Here is a 16479-nt window from a genome sequence, read left to right as displayed (position 1 = left end):
AATGCCCGCCCTGTCGCGGGCATTTTCGTACGTGCACTCACTCCTGTTTTTCTTCCCGCCCTGCATCGAAACCTGGCGAAAACTATTGAAGCTTTCAGTCTTAATAGTCTGCTTGAGGTATTCATACTCGTTTGATTATCGTGGCGCATCGTAATAAGACCCGTTATTTAACTTCAGGAAAAAGAACAGGGATGCCATGCACAAACCTCTAATAAACATCAGCGCCTGTCATGTGTTCGGCTTCTGCCTGGCAATTACGCTGTTTGAACTTCTGACTTATATGGCGAGCGACATGATCATGCCCGCCATGTTGACCGTCACCGATGAACTGAATGCCAGTGCGCGTCATGTTCCCTACGCCTTCAATCTCTATCTGGCGGGCGGCATTCTCCTGCAATGGCTGATGGGTCCGCTGTCGGATCACTTCGGTCGCCGGCCGATGTTGCTCATCGGTTGTGCGCTATTCGCCCTGGCCTGTGCCGCAGCGTTCAGCGTGACCAGCATCTATGCGTTCAATGGCTTGCGGCTGATTCAGGGCATGGGCTTGGGATTTGTCATCGCAGTCAGTTATCCGGCCTTGCAAGAAGTGTTCTGCGAAGCCGATGCGGTAAAGATCATGGCATTGCTGGGGAACGTTGCGCTGCTCTCTCCGCTGCTGGGGCCGTTGCTCGGTAGCCTGTTGCTGGAATGGCTCTCCTGGCGGGAGCTGTTTTTGCTGCTGGGCATCGGCGGCATGCTGGTCTGGCTCGGGCTTTACGTGTTCATGCCAGAAACCGTGGGCACCTTGCGCCATGACGGCCAGCGACTGACCGCGGTGCCGTTTGAATGGCGCGGCACCCTACGCCGTTATGCTGCGTTGCTCGGCAACCCGCGATTCCTCAGCGCCTCTGTTGCGCTGGGGGTCATGAGCCTGCCCCTGATTGCCTGGATCGGACTGGCGCCGCTCCTGCTGATCCACAATCAGGGACTTTCACCCCTGCACTATGGCCTGTGGCAAATCCCGGTGTTTGCGGCGGTCATTCTCGGCAATCTGATACTCAACAGATTGATTGCCAACACTGAGCTGCCACAACTGATTCGATACGCGCTGTGGCCGTTTTGCGGCGGGCTTATCGGCTTGCTTGTCATCGGTTTCTACGGCGCGCCGACACCCTTGCTGATCAGCGTCCTGGCGCTTTACGCCGTCGGCCTGGGCATGAGCAATGCCGCGCTGTATCGGCTCGCGCTGTTTTCAAGCGACGACAGCAAAGGTCTGGTGTCGGCCATGATCGGCATGATTTCAATCGCCGTCATGGGCGGCGGCGGCTCGCTGATCGCGGCGGCCGGCGCCGGTGACAGCCACGAATCCTTCGCCCTGATGGCGGGCATTGCAGGGCTCACGTGCCTGCTGCCCTTGCGCCTGTTTTTGCGGCGCTCCCACCTCTCGCTTGCTGCCTGACCCACCCGATAGGTCCTTTGATGATCCATTTACCCCACACCGATGCGCTTTGCGCGTTAACGCAACCCTATTGCCTGGATTCCGTGCCTGAAGGCCTGTTCGACCGGGCGATGGCGGAAATCAGCCTGTTCCACTGTCACCACACGCCTGGCTATGAGCGCTGGCTCAACGGCAACGGTCTTGAAGCACAGGACCTGGAAACACTGGATGACTGGTCAAGACTGCCGCCGATTTTCGCCAATTATTTCAAACGCCACTTGTTGTTCGGTCCCACGGGCGAAGGCGCGCTGGAGCTGACCTCGTCCGGCACCAGTGGCCAGAAAAGTCGCCTGCGGTACGACCAACGCAGCATGGCCGCGGCCCAAGGCATGGTGAGCCACATTTTTCGCCATTACGGCTGGGACACGCCGGACAGCCCCTGCAATTACTTGCTCCTGAGCTATGAACCCAAGGCTGCGATCACTTTGGGCACCGCCTACACCGACCAGTTTCTGTGCAGCTATGCGCCGGTCAACCGTATCGCCTACGGATTGCGCCTGACTGGCACCGGACATGAGTTCGATCTGTTTGGGGTGATCCATGCCCTGCAGGCGTTTGCGGAAGAAGGTCTGCCGGTGCGCATTCTCGGCTTCCCGGCCTTCCTTTCCCACGCGTTGCAGCACATGGAAGACACCGGCGTAGCGGATCTGAAGCTACCGGCCGAGTCACTGGTATTTCTCGGTGGCGGCTGGAAAACCCAGGCGGCGCAGGAGATTCCTTTGGCGCAATTGTATGAACGGATCAACCGCCAACTGGGCATCGACCTGTCCCGCTGCCGGGACGGCTACGGCGCTGTCGAGCATGCCGTGCCTTACATCCAGTGTGCTCACCAGCATTTTCATGTGCCGGTTTATTCGAAGGTCTTCGTGCGCAATCCATCCGATTTCAGCGTCCAGCCCTACGGCCGGCGCGGCTTGCTGGAGTTCGTGTCGCCCTACATTTCGTCCAGCCCTGCGCATGCCGTGGTCATGGGGGATCTGGCGACATTGCACCCCGGTGCAAACTGCGGGTGCGGCTTGAAGACCGACTGGTTTGAACTGCATGGACGTGCCGGCACCACGGCCAGCCGAAGCTGCGCAATGGCCGCGTCTGAACTGATTGGAGGGATCTGATATGTACCTGATCAATGGCGAACTGCGTGACGACATCACCCTCGAAGCAGCGCTCGAGGAGCTGCACCCACAACTGCCGCGACTGCTGAACACACCGATCGACAGCGACACCGTGATCGACGCAGCGGCCCGATTCATCCTGCAATTGCAGGCTGGCAGGCTCGATGTGCGCCTCGACAACGATCAACAATCGGGGCTTGTCGACTTCTGCCAGCGCAGCAACCTGCGTTCCAAACTTGAGCGAGAACTGGGTGTACAACCGCGATCGCTGCGGCGAATCGATTACCGGCAAGCGTGTTTTGAAAGCTGGCACCCATTGGGGCTGGTGGTGCATGTGACGCCGGGCAATGCGCCGATGCTGGCGTTCTGTGCGGTCCTGGAAAGCCTGCTGGCCGGCAACATCAACTGGCTGCGCCCCAGCTCCAGCGATGAAGGATTGACCGCACGCTTACTCGCGGCGCTGGTGCACTGCGACACCAGCGGCATGCTAGCTGATTTCATTGCGGTGCTGCCGGTCGGCACTGCTCAGATAGCGCAACTCTGCATGCACGCCGATGGCGTTGCCGCCTGGGGCGGTGAAAAGGCACTCATGGCGATTCGTCAGCAGATCCCGGCCGGGTGTCGCTGGATCGAATGGGGCCACAGGATCAGTTTCGCTTACCTGTCGCCCGACGCGGCGAGTCCTTCAGCGCTGGATGCGTTGGTGGATGAGGTGTGCAGCCTCGATCAGCAAGCGTGTTCCAGCCCGCAATGGCTGTTGGTGGACAGCAGCGATCCGGCAGTTTTGCTGGACGTGGGTGAACACCTGGCTGAATCCTTCACACGCCGCGCTTCACACTGGCCAGCGCTGATACCGACAGACCAGGAAGCGTCGGAGATCACCACCCGCACCGCCATGGCGAAGCTGGAACATTGCTTTGCGAACCAGACCGGCCAGGTCTGGGCCGGCCCCGGATGGCGAGTCATTTGGGACCACCACCAAACCCTCGCGCCCTCACCGCTGTTTCGTACGCTGCTGCTCAAACCCGTGCCACAACACTTGATCGCCGAGACGCTATTGCCTTGGCGCACGGTCCTGCAAAGCTGTGCGTTGATTTGCGCTCCGGCAGAGACGCCTGGGCTGGTGCGGACGCTGGTCAACGCCGGCGTCACGCGTATCGCGCCGTGCGGATTGATTCATGACGGCTACCCCGGCGAGCCTCACGACGGCGTCTACGCGCTGTCACGCTTCAGTCGCCGCCTCTCGGTGAGTCTGGCGCCGGAGGCAGTGCCTGGGCGGGCAACGCTTGATGCGCTCACCGCCGCGCCCGACACAGGTCATGAACCGATCATGGACAAAAACGCGTTTATGACCCAGCCGATCAACGCCATGGCACAGCTGTATTTCCGCTCCGGGGGAAGCAGCGGCACGCCTGCCCTCGCCGGGTTCAGCTATCTCGACTTTCAACGACAGATGCGCGCCGCGGCTGACGGGATGTTTGCCGCCGGCCTTGACCCGTCAACGGATCGGGTGATGAACCTGTTTTACGGCGGCAGCCTGTATGGAGGTTTCTCCAGCTTCACCAAGGTCCTGGAACAGATGGGCGTTACGCACTTCCCCATGGGCGCGCCACAGCATGATGACTTCAGCGAAATTGCCCAGATGATCGTTGATCACCGCGTCACCGTGTTGATCGGCATGCCAAGTACGTTGCATCGCCTGTTTTTCAACGAGCAAAGCCGAATTCGCGCGTACGCCGGCATCGGCAAAGTGTTCCTCGGCGGTGAGCACCCGGGCCAAGCCAGCCTGCGCCTGATGGAAAGCTGCGGGGTCTCGACGATCCGCTCGGCGATCTATGGCTCGGTCGACGCCGGCCCGCTCGGGCATGCCTGCACGGCAACGGCGGACGGCGTCTTTCATTTGATGTGCGATACCCAGCATCTGGAAATCGTCCATCTCGAACACGATGTGCCAGTGCAAGCCAATGAGATCGGCCGACTGCTGTTCACCTCCCGGGCCCGACAAGGTCAGGCCGTGCGCCGGTATGACGTTGGCGACACCGGGCGCTGGATATCCGGAGCCTGCCCTTGCGGACTCGACTCTCCGCGATTCGAATTGCTGCAGCGCCACGGCAAGCTGATACGCATGGGCACGGAATTCATCTCACCGTTAGCGCTGCAGGATTGCGTCGGAATGCCTGTTCAACTGGTCCTGGACCACGCCCCCGATGGCAGGGAACGGCTGAAGGTTTTAGCGAGCCTTGCGGGCGAAAAGGTTTATGAAACGTTATTGACCCATGAAGCACTGGCCAATGCCGTGAACGCTGCGCTTTTAACAGTGGAAGTTCATGAGTGTGCTGAATCCGGGTTCACCAGAAACAAACACAGCGGAAAAACACCTTTGGTGATCGACAACAGAAAATAAACAGCTCGTTTGTCTTTCAACTATCAACTTGCCTGATAAAAAAGAGAACACAGTGAAAACAACTTATTCGCTTGAACAACTCGTGCCTTACATAAGGCAACACTCAAACTTTTACCGCACACACCTGAGCCACTTACCGGCAGCGGGTATTACTTTAAAAGACCTGCCGCTGACCAACGTGGCCGACTATTGGGCTGACAGTAACGACCTGAATCATTGGCCTGTGCTGACCGGCAATGTCGATGACGCGCTGGTGTTTAAAACCGGCGGATCGACCAGCCACGGCAAACTGACGGTTTACTCGACCAGCGAGTGGCAGGCCCTTGTCAGTACCTTTGGAGACAGTGTCTCCTCTCAACTGGAGAACGGCGACAGGGTCGCCAACCTGTTCTTTTCCGGCGATCTTTACGCCAGTTTTCTGTTCATCCACGACTCGCTCGCGCACGTCAAACGGTCTATTTGTGAGTTTCCATTTACCGGCGAAGTCAGCATGGACGTCCTGGCCGATGCGATTGATCAGCACCGGATCAACGTACTGGTCGGCGTACCGGCTCAGCTATTACGCTTTGCGGCGTACCTGACTCAGCATCAACGGGTGTTGTGCGGGGTTGATACCTTGCTCTACGGCGGCGAAAGCCTGTTCGGTCCGCAACTGGCAATCCTCACCCAGGTTTTTCCCAACGTGCGAATAGCCTCGATCGGCTATGCCAGCGTCGATGCCGGCCTGATCGGGGCGACCAGCCGCGACTGCGCTCTGGGCGAGCATCGGGTGTTTGAACCCCAGACCCTGTTGGAAATCGTCGATGAGCTCAGCGGTGAAGTCATCAACGAATGCGACCGCACCGGATTGTTGGTGGTGACCAACCTGACACGCCGGCTCATGCCACTGCTGCGTTATCCGGTGGGTGACCGCGCCTGCTGGCGTGAACCTGAAACATCCCCGATGCGCAAATTCGCTCTGAAGGGACGTAGTGCCCATAGTCAACGGGTTCGAGTGGGGGCGATGTCGTTGTTGATCGACGAAATGCAGCAGATCGTCCAGCGCATTGCTGACACTGACCAATGGCAATTGCGCATCGAACATGACGGCTACAAGGACATCGTGAGCGTGAAATGGGTGCCTGACGCTAAAACCGTGGCCACCGCCCCGCTATGCCAAGCGCTGTATGAAGCGCTTGTGGCCCACTACCCCGCGCTCGAGCACCTGAATCGCGAAGGGCTGCTGGAGTTGCGAGTGCTGTCCTGCACCGTCACCGAACTGAAACTTCATCCTCGTTCGGGCAAGCAGATGCGGGTCCTGGACTTGCGCACCTATGACGCGCCATCGCCGGAGACTGCGTGATGTCTCATCTGATTTTTCGACGCTACCGCCCTTGCGACGCCCGCGCCGTGAGCCAGTTGTTTCGCGAGGTCTATGGCGATCATTACGTTCAACCGGATGTTTACCTGCCAAACATGATCAGCCAGCACATTGCCGACGGCCGCTGGAAATCCATGCTGGCGGTGGACGACGTGCGGGTTCTCGGGCATGCAGCGCTGTGCCATGAAGCGTCCCCGCAGACCGCCGAACTGGCCCTCAGCGTGGTGCATCCCGCTGCGCAGGGGCACAGTATCGCGACCCGGCTGGGCCGGGAGTTGCTGCTGCAGGCAGGGCCGCTGGGTTTCACAAGCGTCTTGATCAAACAAGTGACCCACCACCCCTACACACAACGCATGGCCGCAAACATTGGCTTCCACAGCACGGGAGTGCTTCCCGACTACGTTCCTTCGCCGTTCGCCGAACCGCACCCGGAAACCATCGTGATGGGCTGCCACCTGGTCGAAGGCCACGCGCGCCCGCTCCCCGACATTCCCTGGCCCGAGCGTTACCGGGGGTTTATGCAGCACCTGTGTTCGCTGTTCGGGACGCATCCGGAAACGACAACACCACCTGCGATGCCCTTACGGATCACGCAACACCATCACCGTTTTGACATAGTCATTCACCGCCTGACCAAACGCCTGCTCGAACAGATCCGGCAGTTACCCGGTCATTGGATGATCTCGACCCAACTGGCGCTGTCGCAGCACTTTGCCGAGGACCTGCACAGCTTGACGCGGCTTGGTTTCACCTTCACCGGGTTGATGCCCAAGCCCGGCAGTCATGGATGGTTCGCCCTGTTTCATCGAGGTGCGCAGCCAAGGCACCTCAACCTGCATTGCCCCTACATGCAACAGTTGCACGACGACTTGCAGCGCAACATCGAATCACTGGGCAGCGCACGCTCAGCCGCCTGAGTCTTTTCTGTGAAAGTCATTGCCCGGCTGCGCGCAAAGCTCCACGAGCCAGTCGACAAACACCCTCACCCGCCGGGACAACTGGCGGTGTGGGGGATAGAGCGCCGTCAATGGCATCCCGGGGGGTGGCGTCGTTTTCAATACTTCGCACAAACGCCCTTCATTCAGTTGGCGGGCAACGTGGTAGTAAGGTGTCTGAATCAGACCGTAGCCTGCCTCACAAGCGGCCAGATAACCGTCGGCACTGTTGACCGATACGTGCTTGGGCAGGTCGATCAGCTGGAGTTGGCCGTCGACCACGAACTCCAGCCCGTAACGCTTGCCGGTGGTGCTGGAGAAATACTCGACCATCAGATGGCCTTCAAGGTCGGCCAGATGTTGAGGTGAACCTTGGCGTTGCAAGTACTCAGGGCTGGCGCAGGTCACCTGGTCCAGCATGACCAGCGGCCGCGCTACCAGCGAATCATCCAGCGCCGAACCACCGCGCAACACACAATCGACACCCTCACGGATCAGGTCGACAGGTCGGTCATTCAAACCGATATCCAATTCGATCAATGGATAACGACGGGTGAATTGCGGCAAGGCCGGAATCACGATCAAGCGCCCGATCCCGGACGGCATGTCCACTCGCAGCAGGCCTTTGGGATTGTGATGGGCGGCGGAAAACACCGATTCGGTTTCCTCCAGATCGGCCAGCAATCGCACGCAACGGGGGTAATAGGCGGCACCATCGAGGGTCAGGCTGATCTGCCGCGTGGTCCGTTGCAGCAGTTGCACGCCAAGATGCGCCTCCAGTTGCTTGATCAGTATGCTCACCGACGCGCGGGGCAACTGCAGGCTGTCCGCCGCTTTGGCGAAGCCGCCCAGCTCGACGATTCGGGTGAATACGCGCATGGCGTTAAAACGGTCCATTGTCAGGTGATCCGGTTGATTATTTAGAAATTGCAAACAGTGATAGCAGTTTTAGCCGGTTTATCTTGTTTCTGTCGAGGTCAACACTAGGGGCTTACACCACAGGGAGTTGATTTCATGCAAACACGTCAATTGGGCAAAAACGGCCCGCAGGTTTCTGCCATCGGTCTGGGCTGCATGGGGATGACCGATTTCTACACGACCGGTGTCGATACCCGAGAAGCCACCGCCACCCTGCATCGGGCGCTGGAACTGGGGATCAACCTGCTCGACACCGCTGACATGTACGGCCCGCACACCAACGAAGAGCTGATCGGCAAGGCGATTGTCGGCAAGCGCGAGCAGGTATTCCTGGCCAGCAAGTTCGGCATCGTCCGCGATCCGTCCAACCCCGACGCACGGGGCGTCAACGGCCGACCGGACTACATTCGCGCGTCGATCGACGGCACGCTTAAACGCCTGGGCGTTGAAACCCTGGATTTGTATTACCAGCACCGGATCGATCCGCAGGTGGCCATCGAGGAAACCGTCGGCGCCATGGCCGAGTTGGTGAAGGCCGGCAAAGTGCGTTACCTGGGGTTGAGTGAGGCGTCAGTGGCTACCCTGGAGCGGGCGCACAAGGTTCATCCGATCAGCGCCCTGCAAAGTGAGTATTCGCTGTGGAGCCGCGATCAGGAAGAGAACGGTTGCCTTGCCGCGTGTCAGCGCCTGGGCATTGCCTTTGTCCCTTACAGCCCATTGGGTCGCGGCTTTCTGACGGGAGCACTGACAAGCCCGGATGACTTCGCCGCCGATGATTACCGTCGCTTCAGTCCGCGCTTTCAAGGGGGAAATTTCGCGAAAAACCTGTTGCTGGTGCAGCAAGTACAGGCTTTGGCAGCCGACAAAGGTGTGACGGCGGGCCAACTGGCGTTGGCCTGGGTGCTGGCGCAGGGTGACTACCTGATCCCGATTCCAGGGACCAAACAGCGTAAATACCTTGAGGAGAATGTCGCCGCACTGGAGGTGAAGCTCAGCCGCGACGAATTGCACGCGCTGGAAGCGATCTTCCCGGCCAATGCCACCGCAGGCTTGCGCTATCCAGAGGAAGTGATGAAGTTGCTTGACCAGTAACCGACGCCTGGCCCACCCGGTCTGAGTGGGCCAGCACTTCCGAGCGTCAGGCCTTGGAGCTGACGCCACCATCGGTAGGAGGCACCGTCGTCCCATTGCCCTTGCCGTAAGTCTGCAAGTTCTGCAATACATAGATCGCCGTCTTGTATTCCGGGATCAGGTCAGTGGCGTACTTGTCGCCCCTGATACTGTTGTTCTGGATGGTGTCCAGTTGCGTGGCGAAATACTCCAGCGCATTGAATTTTGCATCCGGGTCATTCTGAACCCCGAACCGGTCAAACTTGTCACCGGCATTCATTAACGTCATCCACGTAGTATCGGAAATCAGGCCTTTACCTCTAAGGAAGGCACTGAGGTTGCCCAGTTGTTTGGCGGAGACATTTTCCGGGTCGAAACCTTTTACGTTTCGGTGGATTTTCATTGCATCCATTTTCGCCGTGCTCAGCGCGTTTGGATTGGTCCCCACCAATGCCAGCATCTGCTTGATCCTGGCGCTTTGCTTTATGGGCTTGCCGCTGCCCGTATCCTGAACCAGTAAACCTGCCTTGGACGTCCAAGCCCCGGCATAGCCGATAGTCATGACTGCACTCCCGACTGTGTGACCATAAAAAACTCCTTGTTTAATTAAAATTCAGAGCGCGCAAGTATCGGCGTGGCAACTAGCCATACCTACAACTATTTCCAGTTTTTACAATTTTCGTACATTTGAGATACAAAGCACCAAGTGCCTTTATTCATTGGTCTATACCAACTTTTCACTATGGGTCTAGCCAACTAATCCGACTCGTAATGCGTACTAAACAGTGCATGTGTATCGACATTGACACCGTTCGAGGCCTGACCATCCGTCACTCCGCCCATTCTTGCACGCCCGTACCTAAAGCTCGCCTGTTGCGGGCCGATAGCCCTTCGAAGCGCCGATCTTTCGATCGAAAACCACAATAAAAACGCTGCACAAGGACCGGTCCCATGCCCGCATTCCGCACCATCCAGGCTCGCTACACGCTGTTTCTGGTCCTGTTCATCCTGCTGTTGTTCGTCCTGACAGTGGTTGGCATCAGCCAGTTGGTCGCGCCTAAACTTCGCCACACGGAAGAACAAGTGGCCCTCAACCGCATCGCCGAAGTGGCCGAACAAATCCAGGGCGAACTGAACAAGGTTCAGGCGCAACAGCGCAGCATCACCCAGACCATCCCGTTGCTCGACAGCGCCGCCATCGACACGGTGCTGCCAGGCCTGGTCGATCAGTATGGCGAGTTGAAAGTGTTCGGTGGCGGGATCTGGCCGTTGCCCGGCCAGCGTGAGGCCGGACGCAACAAATTCAGCACCTTCTGGCACCGCGACGCCTCGGGCAAGCTGGCGGTCAATACGTTCTGGAACAGTGACGCCGCCCCCAACTATTACGACCAGACCTGGTACAAGGGCGGCATGCAAACCCCGCGCGGCCAATGCGCCTGGGCAGCTGCCTATAAAGATGACGCCAGCGCCGAGCCGCGGACCAACTGCGCCATGGCCATTCAGAAAAATGGCGCGGCGTATGGCGTCTCGACCATCGACGTGACCCTGGGCTTCTTCAACGATCTGATCGCGCGCAAGGAAAAAGACCTCGGCGCAGAAATGCTGATCGTCGAGGCCGACGGCAAGATCATCAGCAACAGCTCGCGGATCAGCGGGCCGATCGTGCTGAAGAACATCAGTGAACTCGCCAGCAACTCGCCCTTCGCCAGCCAAGTGAAGGCCGGCCTGCAAAACCGTGATCAGTCGCAGCGGGGCGAGTTCGATAACAACGGTGAAGCCAGCACCTTCTTCATGCGCCCGATCGAAGGCACGCCGTGGTTCCTCGCCACCGCCCTGCCGACCAAGCTGATCACCGCCCAGCGCGACGATGTACTCAGTACCTTGAGCCTGCTGCAAATCCCGATGGTGATCCTGCTGGTGTTGCTGCAGATCTACGCGATTCGCCAACTGGTCCAGCGCTTGAGAATTCTGAAGGCCAATATCGACGCCCTGTCCGCTGGTGATGCCGACTTGACCAAGCGCATCACCATCCGTGCCGAAGATGAACTGGGCGCAATCGGGCACTCGGTCAACGCCTTCATCGTCTACTTGCAGAACATGATCGGCGAAGTCACCCAGGCCACCGGCGCCATGGCGTCCAGCCTCGATAACCTGCAACGCACCTCCGCCCACACCAGTCAGATTCTGGTGCGTCATGCCTCTGAAACCGATCAAACGGTCACGGCGATCACCGAGATGAGTTCAACCGCCGAAAGCGTCGCGCAGAACGCCGCAGAAACCGCAGCCTTCACCCAGCGTGCCAACGAAAACGCCGACCGTTCGCGTGTCGTCGTCGGCGAAGCGTCCAGCAGCGTGATCGCCTTGATCGACGAAGTGGCGAGCGCCACTCATAAAGTCGAAAGCATGCAGGAGGATGCGCAGCGCATCACCGAGATTCTCGGGGTGATTGGTGCCATTGCCGGCCAGACCAACTTGCTGGCGCTCAACGCCGCGATTGAAGCAGCCAGGGCCGGTGAGCAAGGTCGCGGTTTCGCGGTGGTCGCCGATGAAGTCCGCGCCCTCGCCGCCCGCACGCAGGCCAGCACTTCGCAAATCAATGAAATGCTCAAGCGTCTGACTCAGGGCGTGAGTTCGTCAGTGAGCGCCATGGAAAATACCCAGGCCAGTTGCCAGTCCGCCGCCGATGCCACGGCGCGGGTCAACACGGGGCTGGATGAAATGGCCGGTTCGGTCAGCCACATCAACAGCCTGAGCACGCAGATCGCCACCGCCGCCGAGCAGCAAAGCGCGGTGACCGAAGAGATCAACCGCAGCATGGTGCAGATCCGCCACATGGTGGATGAGCTGGTGAAAAGCGGTCAGGCCAGCGAACTCAACACCCAGCAATTGCTGCACGCCAACGCGCGCGTCAGCACGATCATGGGACGGTTCAAGGTGCGTTGATTTTGGCGCAACTCCCGTGGTGAGGGAGCTTGCTCCCGTTCGGCTGCGAAGCAGTCGTCGCTTTTGGGGCTGCTGCGCAGCCCAGCGGGAGCAAGCTCCCTCGCCACAACAGCTTGGCGTACTTGTATTACTTCGAAACAACCTCGTATCTCTTCTCGGCAGAAAACGGTCAAAATGCATCTTTTTTGGCCGCCACCCCGAGACGAGATCCCCATGCGAACCCACCTGCGTCTGGTCGCCCTGAGCGCCCTTTTTATTTCCTCCCTGGCCCAGGCCGCCGACCTGATCCCGATCGAAGTCCACCGTGACGCCAACTGCGGTTGCTGCAAAAAATGGATCAGCCACCTCGAGGCCAACGGCTTCAAGGTCGAGGACCACGTCGAATCCAACATGAGCGAATTCAAGCAACAGCACGGCGTGCCTCCGCGCCTGGCGTCCTGTCACACCGGCCTCATCAACGGCAAATTCGTCGAAGGCCATGTTCCGGCGGATCAAGTCCTGGCCTTGAGCAAACGCGATGACCTGCTGGGTGTTGCGGCACCGGGCATGCCCATGGGCTCGCCCGGCATGGAAATGGACGGCATGAGCGATGCCTATCAAGTGATCGGCCTGAAAAAGGACGGCACTGATGTGGTGGTGGCGGACTACCCTGCCCATTGATGGGCGGTGCTTACATCGGGCTTTTCTTCGCAGCATTCGGTGCCGCGACCTTGCTGCCGTTGCAGTCCGAAGCGGTGCTCGTGGGCCTGTTGCTCAACGGGCAGTATTGGCTTTGGTTGCTGCTGGCCGTCGCGACACTGGGCAATGTCCTTGGCTCAGTGGTGAATTGGTGGCTCGGCCTTCGCATCGAACGGTTTCGCGACCGACGCTGGTTTCCGGTCAGCCCGCGCCATCTGGAACACGCCCGAAAACACTATCAACGTTATGGTCACTGGTCATTGCTGCTGAGCTGGGTGCCGATCATCGGTGACCCGCTGACGCTGGTGGCCGGGGTCATGCGCGAGCCGCTTGGGCGGTTCCTGCTGATCGTGACCCTCGCCAAGGGCGCTCGATACGGTGTGCTGGCCCTGGCCACACTTGGCTGGATCGGTTGAACGATCAGGTGCGGCGATTGCCTGTGTTTAATGTCGCCCTAATCATGCCGATCCAGCATCGGCTGTTTTCCAACGGAGTCCGCCCATGTCCTTTGCTCTTCTGCGCTGGTTGCCCGGCCTGTTTCTGACAGCGGCATTGCCGGTTCTGGCTCACGCTGAAGGCCCGGAGTACGGGCCGGAACTGCAAGGGTTCGAGTATCCCTACACGGTCAAACACTTCGCGTTCGAATCCCAGGGCAAATCCCTGCAGATGGGTTACATGGACGTCGCCGCCCATGGCAAGGCCAACGGGCGCAGCGTGGTGTTGATGCACGGCAAAAACTTCTGCGGCGCCACCTGGGACAGTTCGATCAAAGCCCTGAGCGAAGCCGGATACCGGGTCATTGCGCCGGACCAGATTGGTTTCTGCACCTCCAGTAAACCGGACAACTATCAGTACACGTTCCAGCAGTTGGCGACCAATACCCAGCAACTGCTCAAAGCCCTCGGCATCCAGAAGGCCAGCCTCCTCGGGCATTCCACCGGCGGCATGCTCGCCACGCGATATGCGCTGCAATACCCCGATCAGGTCGAGCAACTGGCGCTGGTCAATCCCATTGGCCTGGAGGACTGGAAGGCCCTCGGCGTGCCGTATCGCACCGTCGATCAATGGTACGAGCGCGAAATCAAACTCAGCGCCGACGGCATCCGCACTTACGAACGCAACACCTACTACGGTGGCCGCTGGAAGCCTGAATTCGATCGCTGGGTCGATATGCTTGCCGGCCTGAATAAAGGCCCCGGGCACACGCAAGTGGCATGGAACTCGGCGCTGATCTACGACATGATCTTCACCCAACCGGTGTACTACGAATTCAAGGACCTGAAGATGCCGACGCTGTTGCTGATCGGCACGTCCGACACCACGGCCATCGGCAGTGACATTGCCTCCCCGGAGGTCAAGGCGAAGCTCGGTCACTACGACGTGCTCGGCAAGCAAGTGGCAAAACTGATTCCCCAGTCCACACTGGTTGAATTCCCCGGTATGGGCCACGCGCCGCAGATGGAAGAGCCGGCGAAATTCCACCAGGCATTGCTCGACTGGCTGAACAAAACCAATCCCGTGCGTTGATGAGGTAAGGCTGATGGCTGTGCAGATTGCGGTGATCGATGATTGGCAGGACGTAGCCCGTGACGTAGTCGACTGGTCAGTGCTGGACAGTCTCGGCGAGGTGAGTTTTCTCCACGACTACCCTGCCGACAACGAAACCCTGGTTGAGCGTCTGGGCAAATTCGAGGTGATCTGCGTGATGCGCGAGCGCACCCGGTTCGATGAAGAACTGCTGCGTCAGTTACCGAAACTCAAGCTGCTGGTCACCGGCGGCATGCGCAATGCCGCGCTGGACCTCAAGGCCGCTGCAGCATTGGGCATTCAGGTCAGTGGCACCGACAGCTACAAACACGCCGCTCCGGAACTGACCTGGGCGCTGATCATGGCCGCGACCCGCAATCTCGTGGTCGAAGCCAATGCCTTGCGCGCGGGGAAATGGCAGCAAGGCCTGGGCGGCGACTTGCACGGCAAGACGCTGGCGATCCTCGGCCTTGGCAGCATCGGCCAACGTGTCGCGCAGTTCGGCCAAGTATTCGGGATGCGGGTGATCGCCTGGAGCGAAAACCTCACCGCCGAACGTGCTGCCGAAGTGGGCGTGACTTATGTCAGCAAGCAGGAGTTGTTCGAGCAGGCCGATGTACTGTCGGTCCACTTGGTACTCAGTGATCGCAGCCGGGGATTGGTCGACGCCCAGGCGCTAAGCTGGATGAAACCATCGGCGCTGCTGGTCAATACCGCCCGTGGACCAATTGTCGATGAGGCCGCGCTGATCAAGGCATTGCAGAAGAATCGGCTGGCGGGAGCTGCACTGGATGTGTTCGACGTCGAGCCTTTGCCGGTGAATCATCCGTTCAGAACGCTGGACAATGTGTTGGCGACGCCCCATGTCGGGTATGTCAGTCAACAGAACTACCATCAGTTCTTCTCGCAGATGATCGAGGTCATTCAAGCGTGGTCGGCCGGTGAGCCGATTCGGCTTCTGAACTAAGACTGCAGCGCCGCTCTCGCACTCGATCGATGTTGATCGGTTAGTCAATACTGAAAGCGAAAACCACGTATCCTCTGCGCCCGTTTCACGTCCAACCTCGCGAGGGCAGTTTGTCTAAAGGTATCGCTTTATCGGTCTCGGCCTCGGTGCTGTTTGCCGTCATGTATTACTACACCTCGTTGCTCACGCCCTTGAGCGGCGTGGAGATTTTCGGCTGGCGCATGCTGCTGACCGTGCCGTGCATGACCGTGTTCATGGTGGTCTCCGGCGAATGGAAGCGTGTGCTCGAAATTTTTCAGCGCATCGCTGGCAATCGGAAATTGATGGCAGGCCTGGTCGCCTCTTCGGCCCTGCTCGGTGTACAGCTTTGGCTGTTCATGTGGGCACCACTCAACGGCTATAGCCTGGATGTCTCTCTCGGGTATTTCCTGTTGCCACTGACCATGGTGCTGACCGGGCGGATCGCCTATGGCGAGCGCCTCTCCTATTTGCAAAAAATTGCTGTGGTGCTGGCCTGCCTCGGCGTGATCAACGAGGTGTATCAGGTTGGTGGTTTTTCCTGGGCCACCTTGCTGGTCTGCATCGGCTATCCCCTGTATTTCATCCTGCGCAAGCGTCTGGCCGCCGACAACCTGGGCGGTTTATGGCTGGACATGGCATTGACGCTGCCGGTGGCGTTCTGGTTCGTACAGAGTGGTGAACAGGGTTTCGGCGTGTTTGATCAGCATCCGTGGTTGTCGCTGCTGATCCCGATGCTCGGGGTGATCAGTGCGTCGGCGCTGGTCGTCTACATCATCGCCAGCCGGTTGTTGCCGTTCAGTCTGTTCGGGCTGTTGAGTTATGTAGAACCGGTGTTGTTGCTGGGCGTTGCGTTGCTGCTTGGGGAAAGCATCAAGCCCGGGGAATGGTTGACTTATATTCCGATCTGGCTGGCGGTGGTGGTGCTGGTGTTTGAAGGGTTCAAACACCTGATGCGGCAACGACGCAAATCAATGTAGGAGCGAGGCTTGCCCGCGAAGGGGCCGATGAAGACGCTAAAAGCTTCGCG

General features: G+C 59.0%; 13 protein-coding genes and 2 pseudogenes. 13 read left to right on the top strand and 2 right to left on the bottom strand.

Translation table 11 applies throughout. From position 1 onward, the window contains the following. Window positions 1-196: 196 nt before the first annotated feature. Genes ACYZTY_RS12560 through ACYZTY_RS12540 form a run of 5 tightly spaced genes read left to right on the top strand, consistent with a single transcriptional unit; the run spans window position 197 to window position 7270 of the window. Window positions 197-1438: an MFS transporter gene (locus ACYZTY_RS12560; RefSeq protein ID WP_461958750.1), complete on the top strand. Its 1242-nt coding sequence runs from the start codon at window positions 197-199 to the stop codon at window positions 1436-1438. A 20-nt stretch (window positions 1439-1458) separates the two neighbouring features. Further along, window positions 1459-2589: a LuxE/PaaK family acyltransferase gene (locus tag ACYZTY_RS12555; protein WP_461958749.1), complete on the top strand. Its 1131-nt coding sequence runs from the start codon at window positions 1459-1461 to the stop codon at window positions 2587-2589. A 1-nt stretch (window position 2590) separates the two neighbouring features. Continuing rightward, the gene (locus tag ACYZTY_RS12550) at window positions 2591-4993 is read left to right on the top strand and encodes an aldehyde dehydrogenase family protein (RefSeq protein ID WP_461958748.1); all 2403 of its coding nucleotides are present in this window, start codon (window positions 2591-2593) and stop codon (window positions 4991-4993) included. A gap of 52 nt (window positions 4994-5045) precedes the next feature. Beyond that, a complete protein-coding gene (locus ACYZTY_RS12545; protein ID WP_461958747.1) occupies window positions 5046-6335 on the top strand; it encodes a phenylacetate--CoA ligase family protein in 1290 nt (429 codons plus the stop codon). Continuing rightward, window positions 6335-7270 carry a GNAT family N-acetyltransferase gene (locus ACYZTY_RS12540; protein ID WP_461958746.1) on the top strand — a complete coding sequence of 312 codons (936 nt, stop codon included), beginning with the start codon at window positions 6335-6337 and terminating at the stop codon, window positions 7268-7270. The genes ACYZTY_RS12545 and ACYZTY_RS12540 overlap by 1 nt, the downstream gene beginning before the upstream one ends. Here the strand turns inward: ACYZTY_RS12540 and ACYZTY_RS12535 are convergent. Next, window positions 7259-8185: a LysR family transcriptional regulator gene (locus tag ACYZTY_RS12535; RefSeq protein ID WP_461958745.1), complete on the bottom strand. Its 927-nt coding sequence runs from the start codon at window positions 8183-8185 to the stop codon at window positions 7259-7261. The two genes, ACYZTY_RS12540 and ACYZTY_RS12535, sit on opposite strands and share 12 nt — an antisense overlap. Window positions 8186-8302: 117 nt before the next feature. Here ACYZTY_RS12535 and ACYZTY_RS12530 point away from each other — a divergent pair, with 117 nt between their 5' ends. Then, window positions 8303-9298: an aldo/keto reductase gene (locus tag ACYZTY_RS12530; RefSeq protein WP_461958744.1), complete on the top strand. Its 996-nt coding sequence runs from the start codon at window positions 8303-8305 to the stop codon at window positions 9296-9298. A gap of 46 nt (window positions 9299-9344) precedes the next feature. On the opposite strand, the gene ACYZTY_RS12525 is transcribed toward ACYZTY_RS12530, so the two are convergent. Beyond that, complete coding sequence (locus ACYZTY_RS12525) at window positions 9345-9878, bottom strand: hypothetical protein (protein ID WP_461958743.1); 534 nt, start codon at window positions 9876-9878, stop codon at window positions 9345-9347. Window positions 9879-10267: 389 nt separating this feature from the next. On the opposite strand from ACYZTY_RS12525, the pseudogene ACYZTY_RS12520 reads away from it, so the two are divergent. From ACYZTY_RS12520 to rarD, 7 genes and pseudogenes are all read left to right on the top strand, one after another. Continuing rightward, window positions 10268-11350, top strand: a pseudogene (locus ACYZTY_RS12520) (cache domain-containing protein); the annotation flags it as partial. 384 nt (window positions 11351-11734) lie between these two features. Beyond that, window positions 11735-12259 (top strand): annotated as a pseudogene (locus ACYZTY_RS12515) (methyl-accepting chemotaxis protein); the annotation flags it as partial. 213 nt (window positions 12260-12472) lie between these two features. Further along, window positions 12473-12919, top strand: a complete 447-nt coding sequence (locus tag ACYZTY_RS12510) for a DUF411 domain-containing protein (RefSeq protein WP_403097981.1) — start codon at window positions 12473-12475, stop codon at window positions 12917-12919. Beyond that, window positions 12919-13353 (top strand): YqaA family protein, encoded by a 435-nt coding sequence (locus ACYZTY_RS12505; RefSeq protein ID WP_461958742.1) that lies wholly within the window; start codon window positions 12919-12921, stop codon window positions 13351-13353. The genes ACYZTY_RS12510 and ACYZTY_RS12505 overlap by 1 nt, the downstream gene beginning before the upstream one ends. Window positions 13354-13438: 85 nt before the next feature. Further along, window positions 13439-14464 carry an alpha/beta fold hydrolase gene (locus ACYZTY_RS12500; RefSeq protein WP_461958741.1) on the top strand — a complete coding sequence of 342 codons (1026 nt, stop codon included), beginning with the start codon at window positions 13439-13441 and terminating at the stop codon, window positions 14462-14464. A 13-nt stretch (window positions 14465-14477) separates the two neighbouring features. Next, window positions 14478-15431: a D-2-hydroxyacid dehydrogenase family protein gene (locus tag ACYZTY_RS12495; RefSeq protein WP_461958740.1), complete on the top strand. Its 954-nt coding sequence runs from the start codon at window positions 14478-14480 to the stop codon at window positions 15429-15431. Between the two features lie 110 nt (window positions 15432-15541). Next, window positions 15542-16429, top strand: a complete 888-nt coding sequence (rarD, locus tag ACYZTY_RS12490) for an EamA family transporter RarD (RefSeq protein ID WP_461958739.1) — start codon at window positions 15542-15544, stop codon at window positions 16427-16429. Window positions 16430-16479: the final 50 nt, after the last annotated feature.

This window comes from Pseudomonas sp. LB1P83 (assembly GCF_054897885.1).
Note: the sequence above shows the minus strand (reverse complement) of the source record. Positions and strands in the feature narration are given on the sequence as shown.

Excerpts from the sequence above, each read along its gene's own strand:
- ACYZTY_RS12560 (WP_461958750.1), top strand. The coding sequence starts at position 197 with ATGCACAAACCTCTAATAAACATCAGCGCCTGTCATGTGTTCGGCTTC.
- ACYZTY_RS12555 (WP_461958749.1), top strand. The coding sequence starts at position 1,459 with ATGATCCATTTACCCCACACCGATGCGCTTTGCGCGTTAACGCAACCC.
- ACYZTY_RS12550 (WP_461958748.1), top strand. The coding sequence starts at position 2,591 with ATGTACCTGATCAATGGCGAACTGCGTGACGACATCACCCTCGAAGCA.
- ACYZTY_RS12540 (WP_461958746.1), top strand. The coding sequence starts at position 6,335 with ATGTCTCATCTGATTTTTCGACGCTACCGCCCTTGCGACGCCCGCGCC.
- ACYZTY_RS12535 (WP_461958745.1), bottom strand. The coding sequence starts at position 8,185 with ATGGACCGTTTTAACGCCATGCGCGTATTCACCCGAATCGTCGAGCTG.
- ACYZTY_RS12530 (WP_461958744.1), top strand. The coding sequence starts at position 8,303 with ATGCAAACACGTCAATTGGGCAAAAACGGCCCGCAGGTTTCTGCCATC.
- ACYZTY_RS12525 (WP_461958743.1), bottom strand. The coding sequence starts at position 9,878 with ATGACTATCGGCTATGCCGGGGCTTGGACGTCCAAGGCAGGTTTACTG.
- ACYZTY_RS12510 (WP_403097981.1), top strand. The coding sequence starts at position 12,473 with ATGCGAACCCACCTGCGTCTGGTCGCCCTGAGCGCCCTTTTTATTTCC.
- ACYZTY_RS12505 (WP_461958742.1), top strand. The coding sequence starts at position 12,919 with ATGGGCGGTGCTTACATCGGGCTTTTCTTCGCAGCATTCGGTGCCGCG.
- ACYZTY_RS12500 (WP_461958741.1), top strand. The coding sequence starts at position 13,439 with ATGTCCTTTGCTCTTCTGCGCTGGTTGCCCGGCCTGTTTCTGACAGCG.
- ACYZTY_RS12495 (WP_461958740.1), top strand. The coding sequence starts at position 14,478 with ATGGCTGTGCAGATTGCGGTGATCGATGATTGGCAGGACGTAGCCCGT.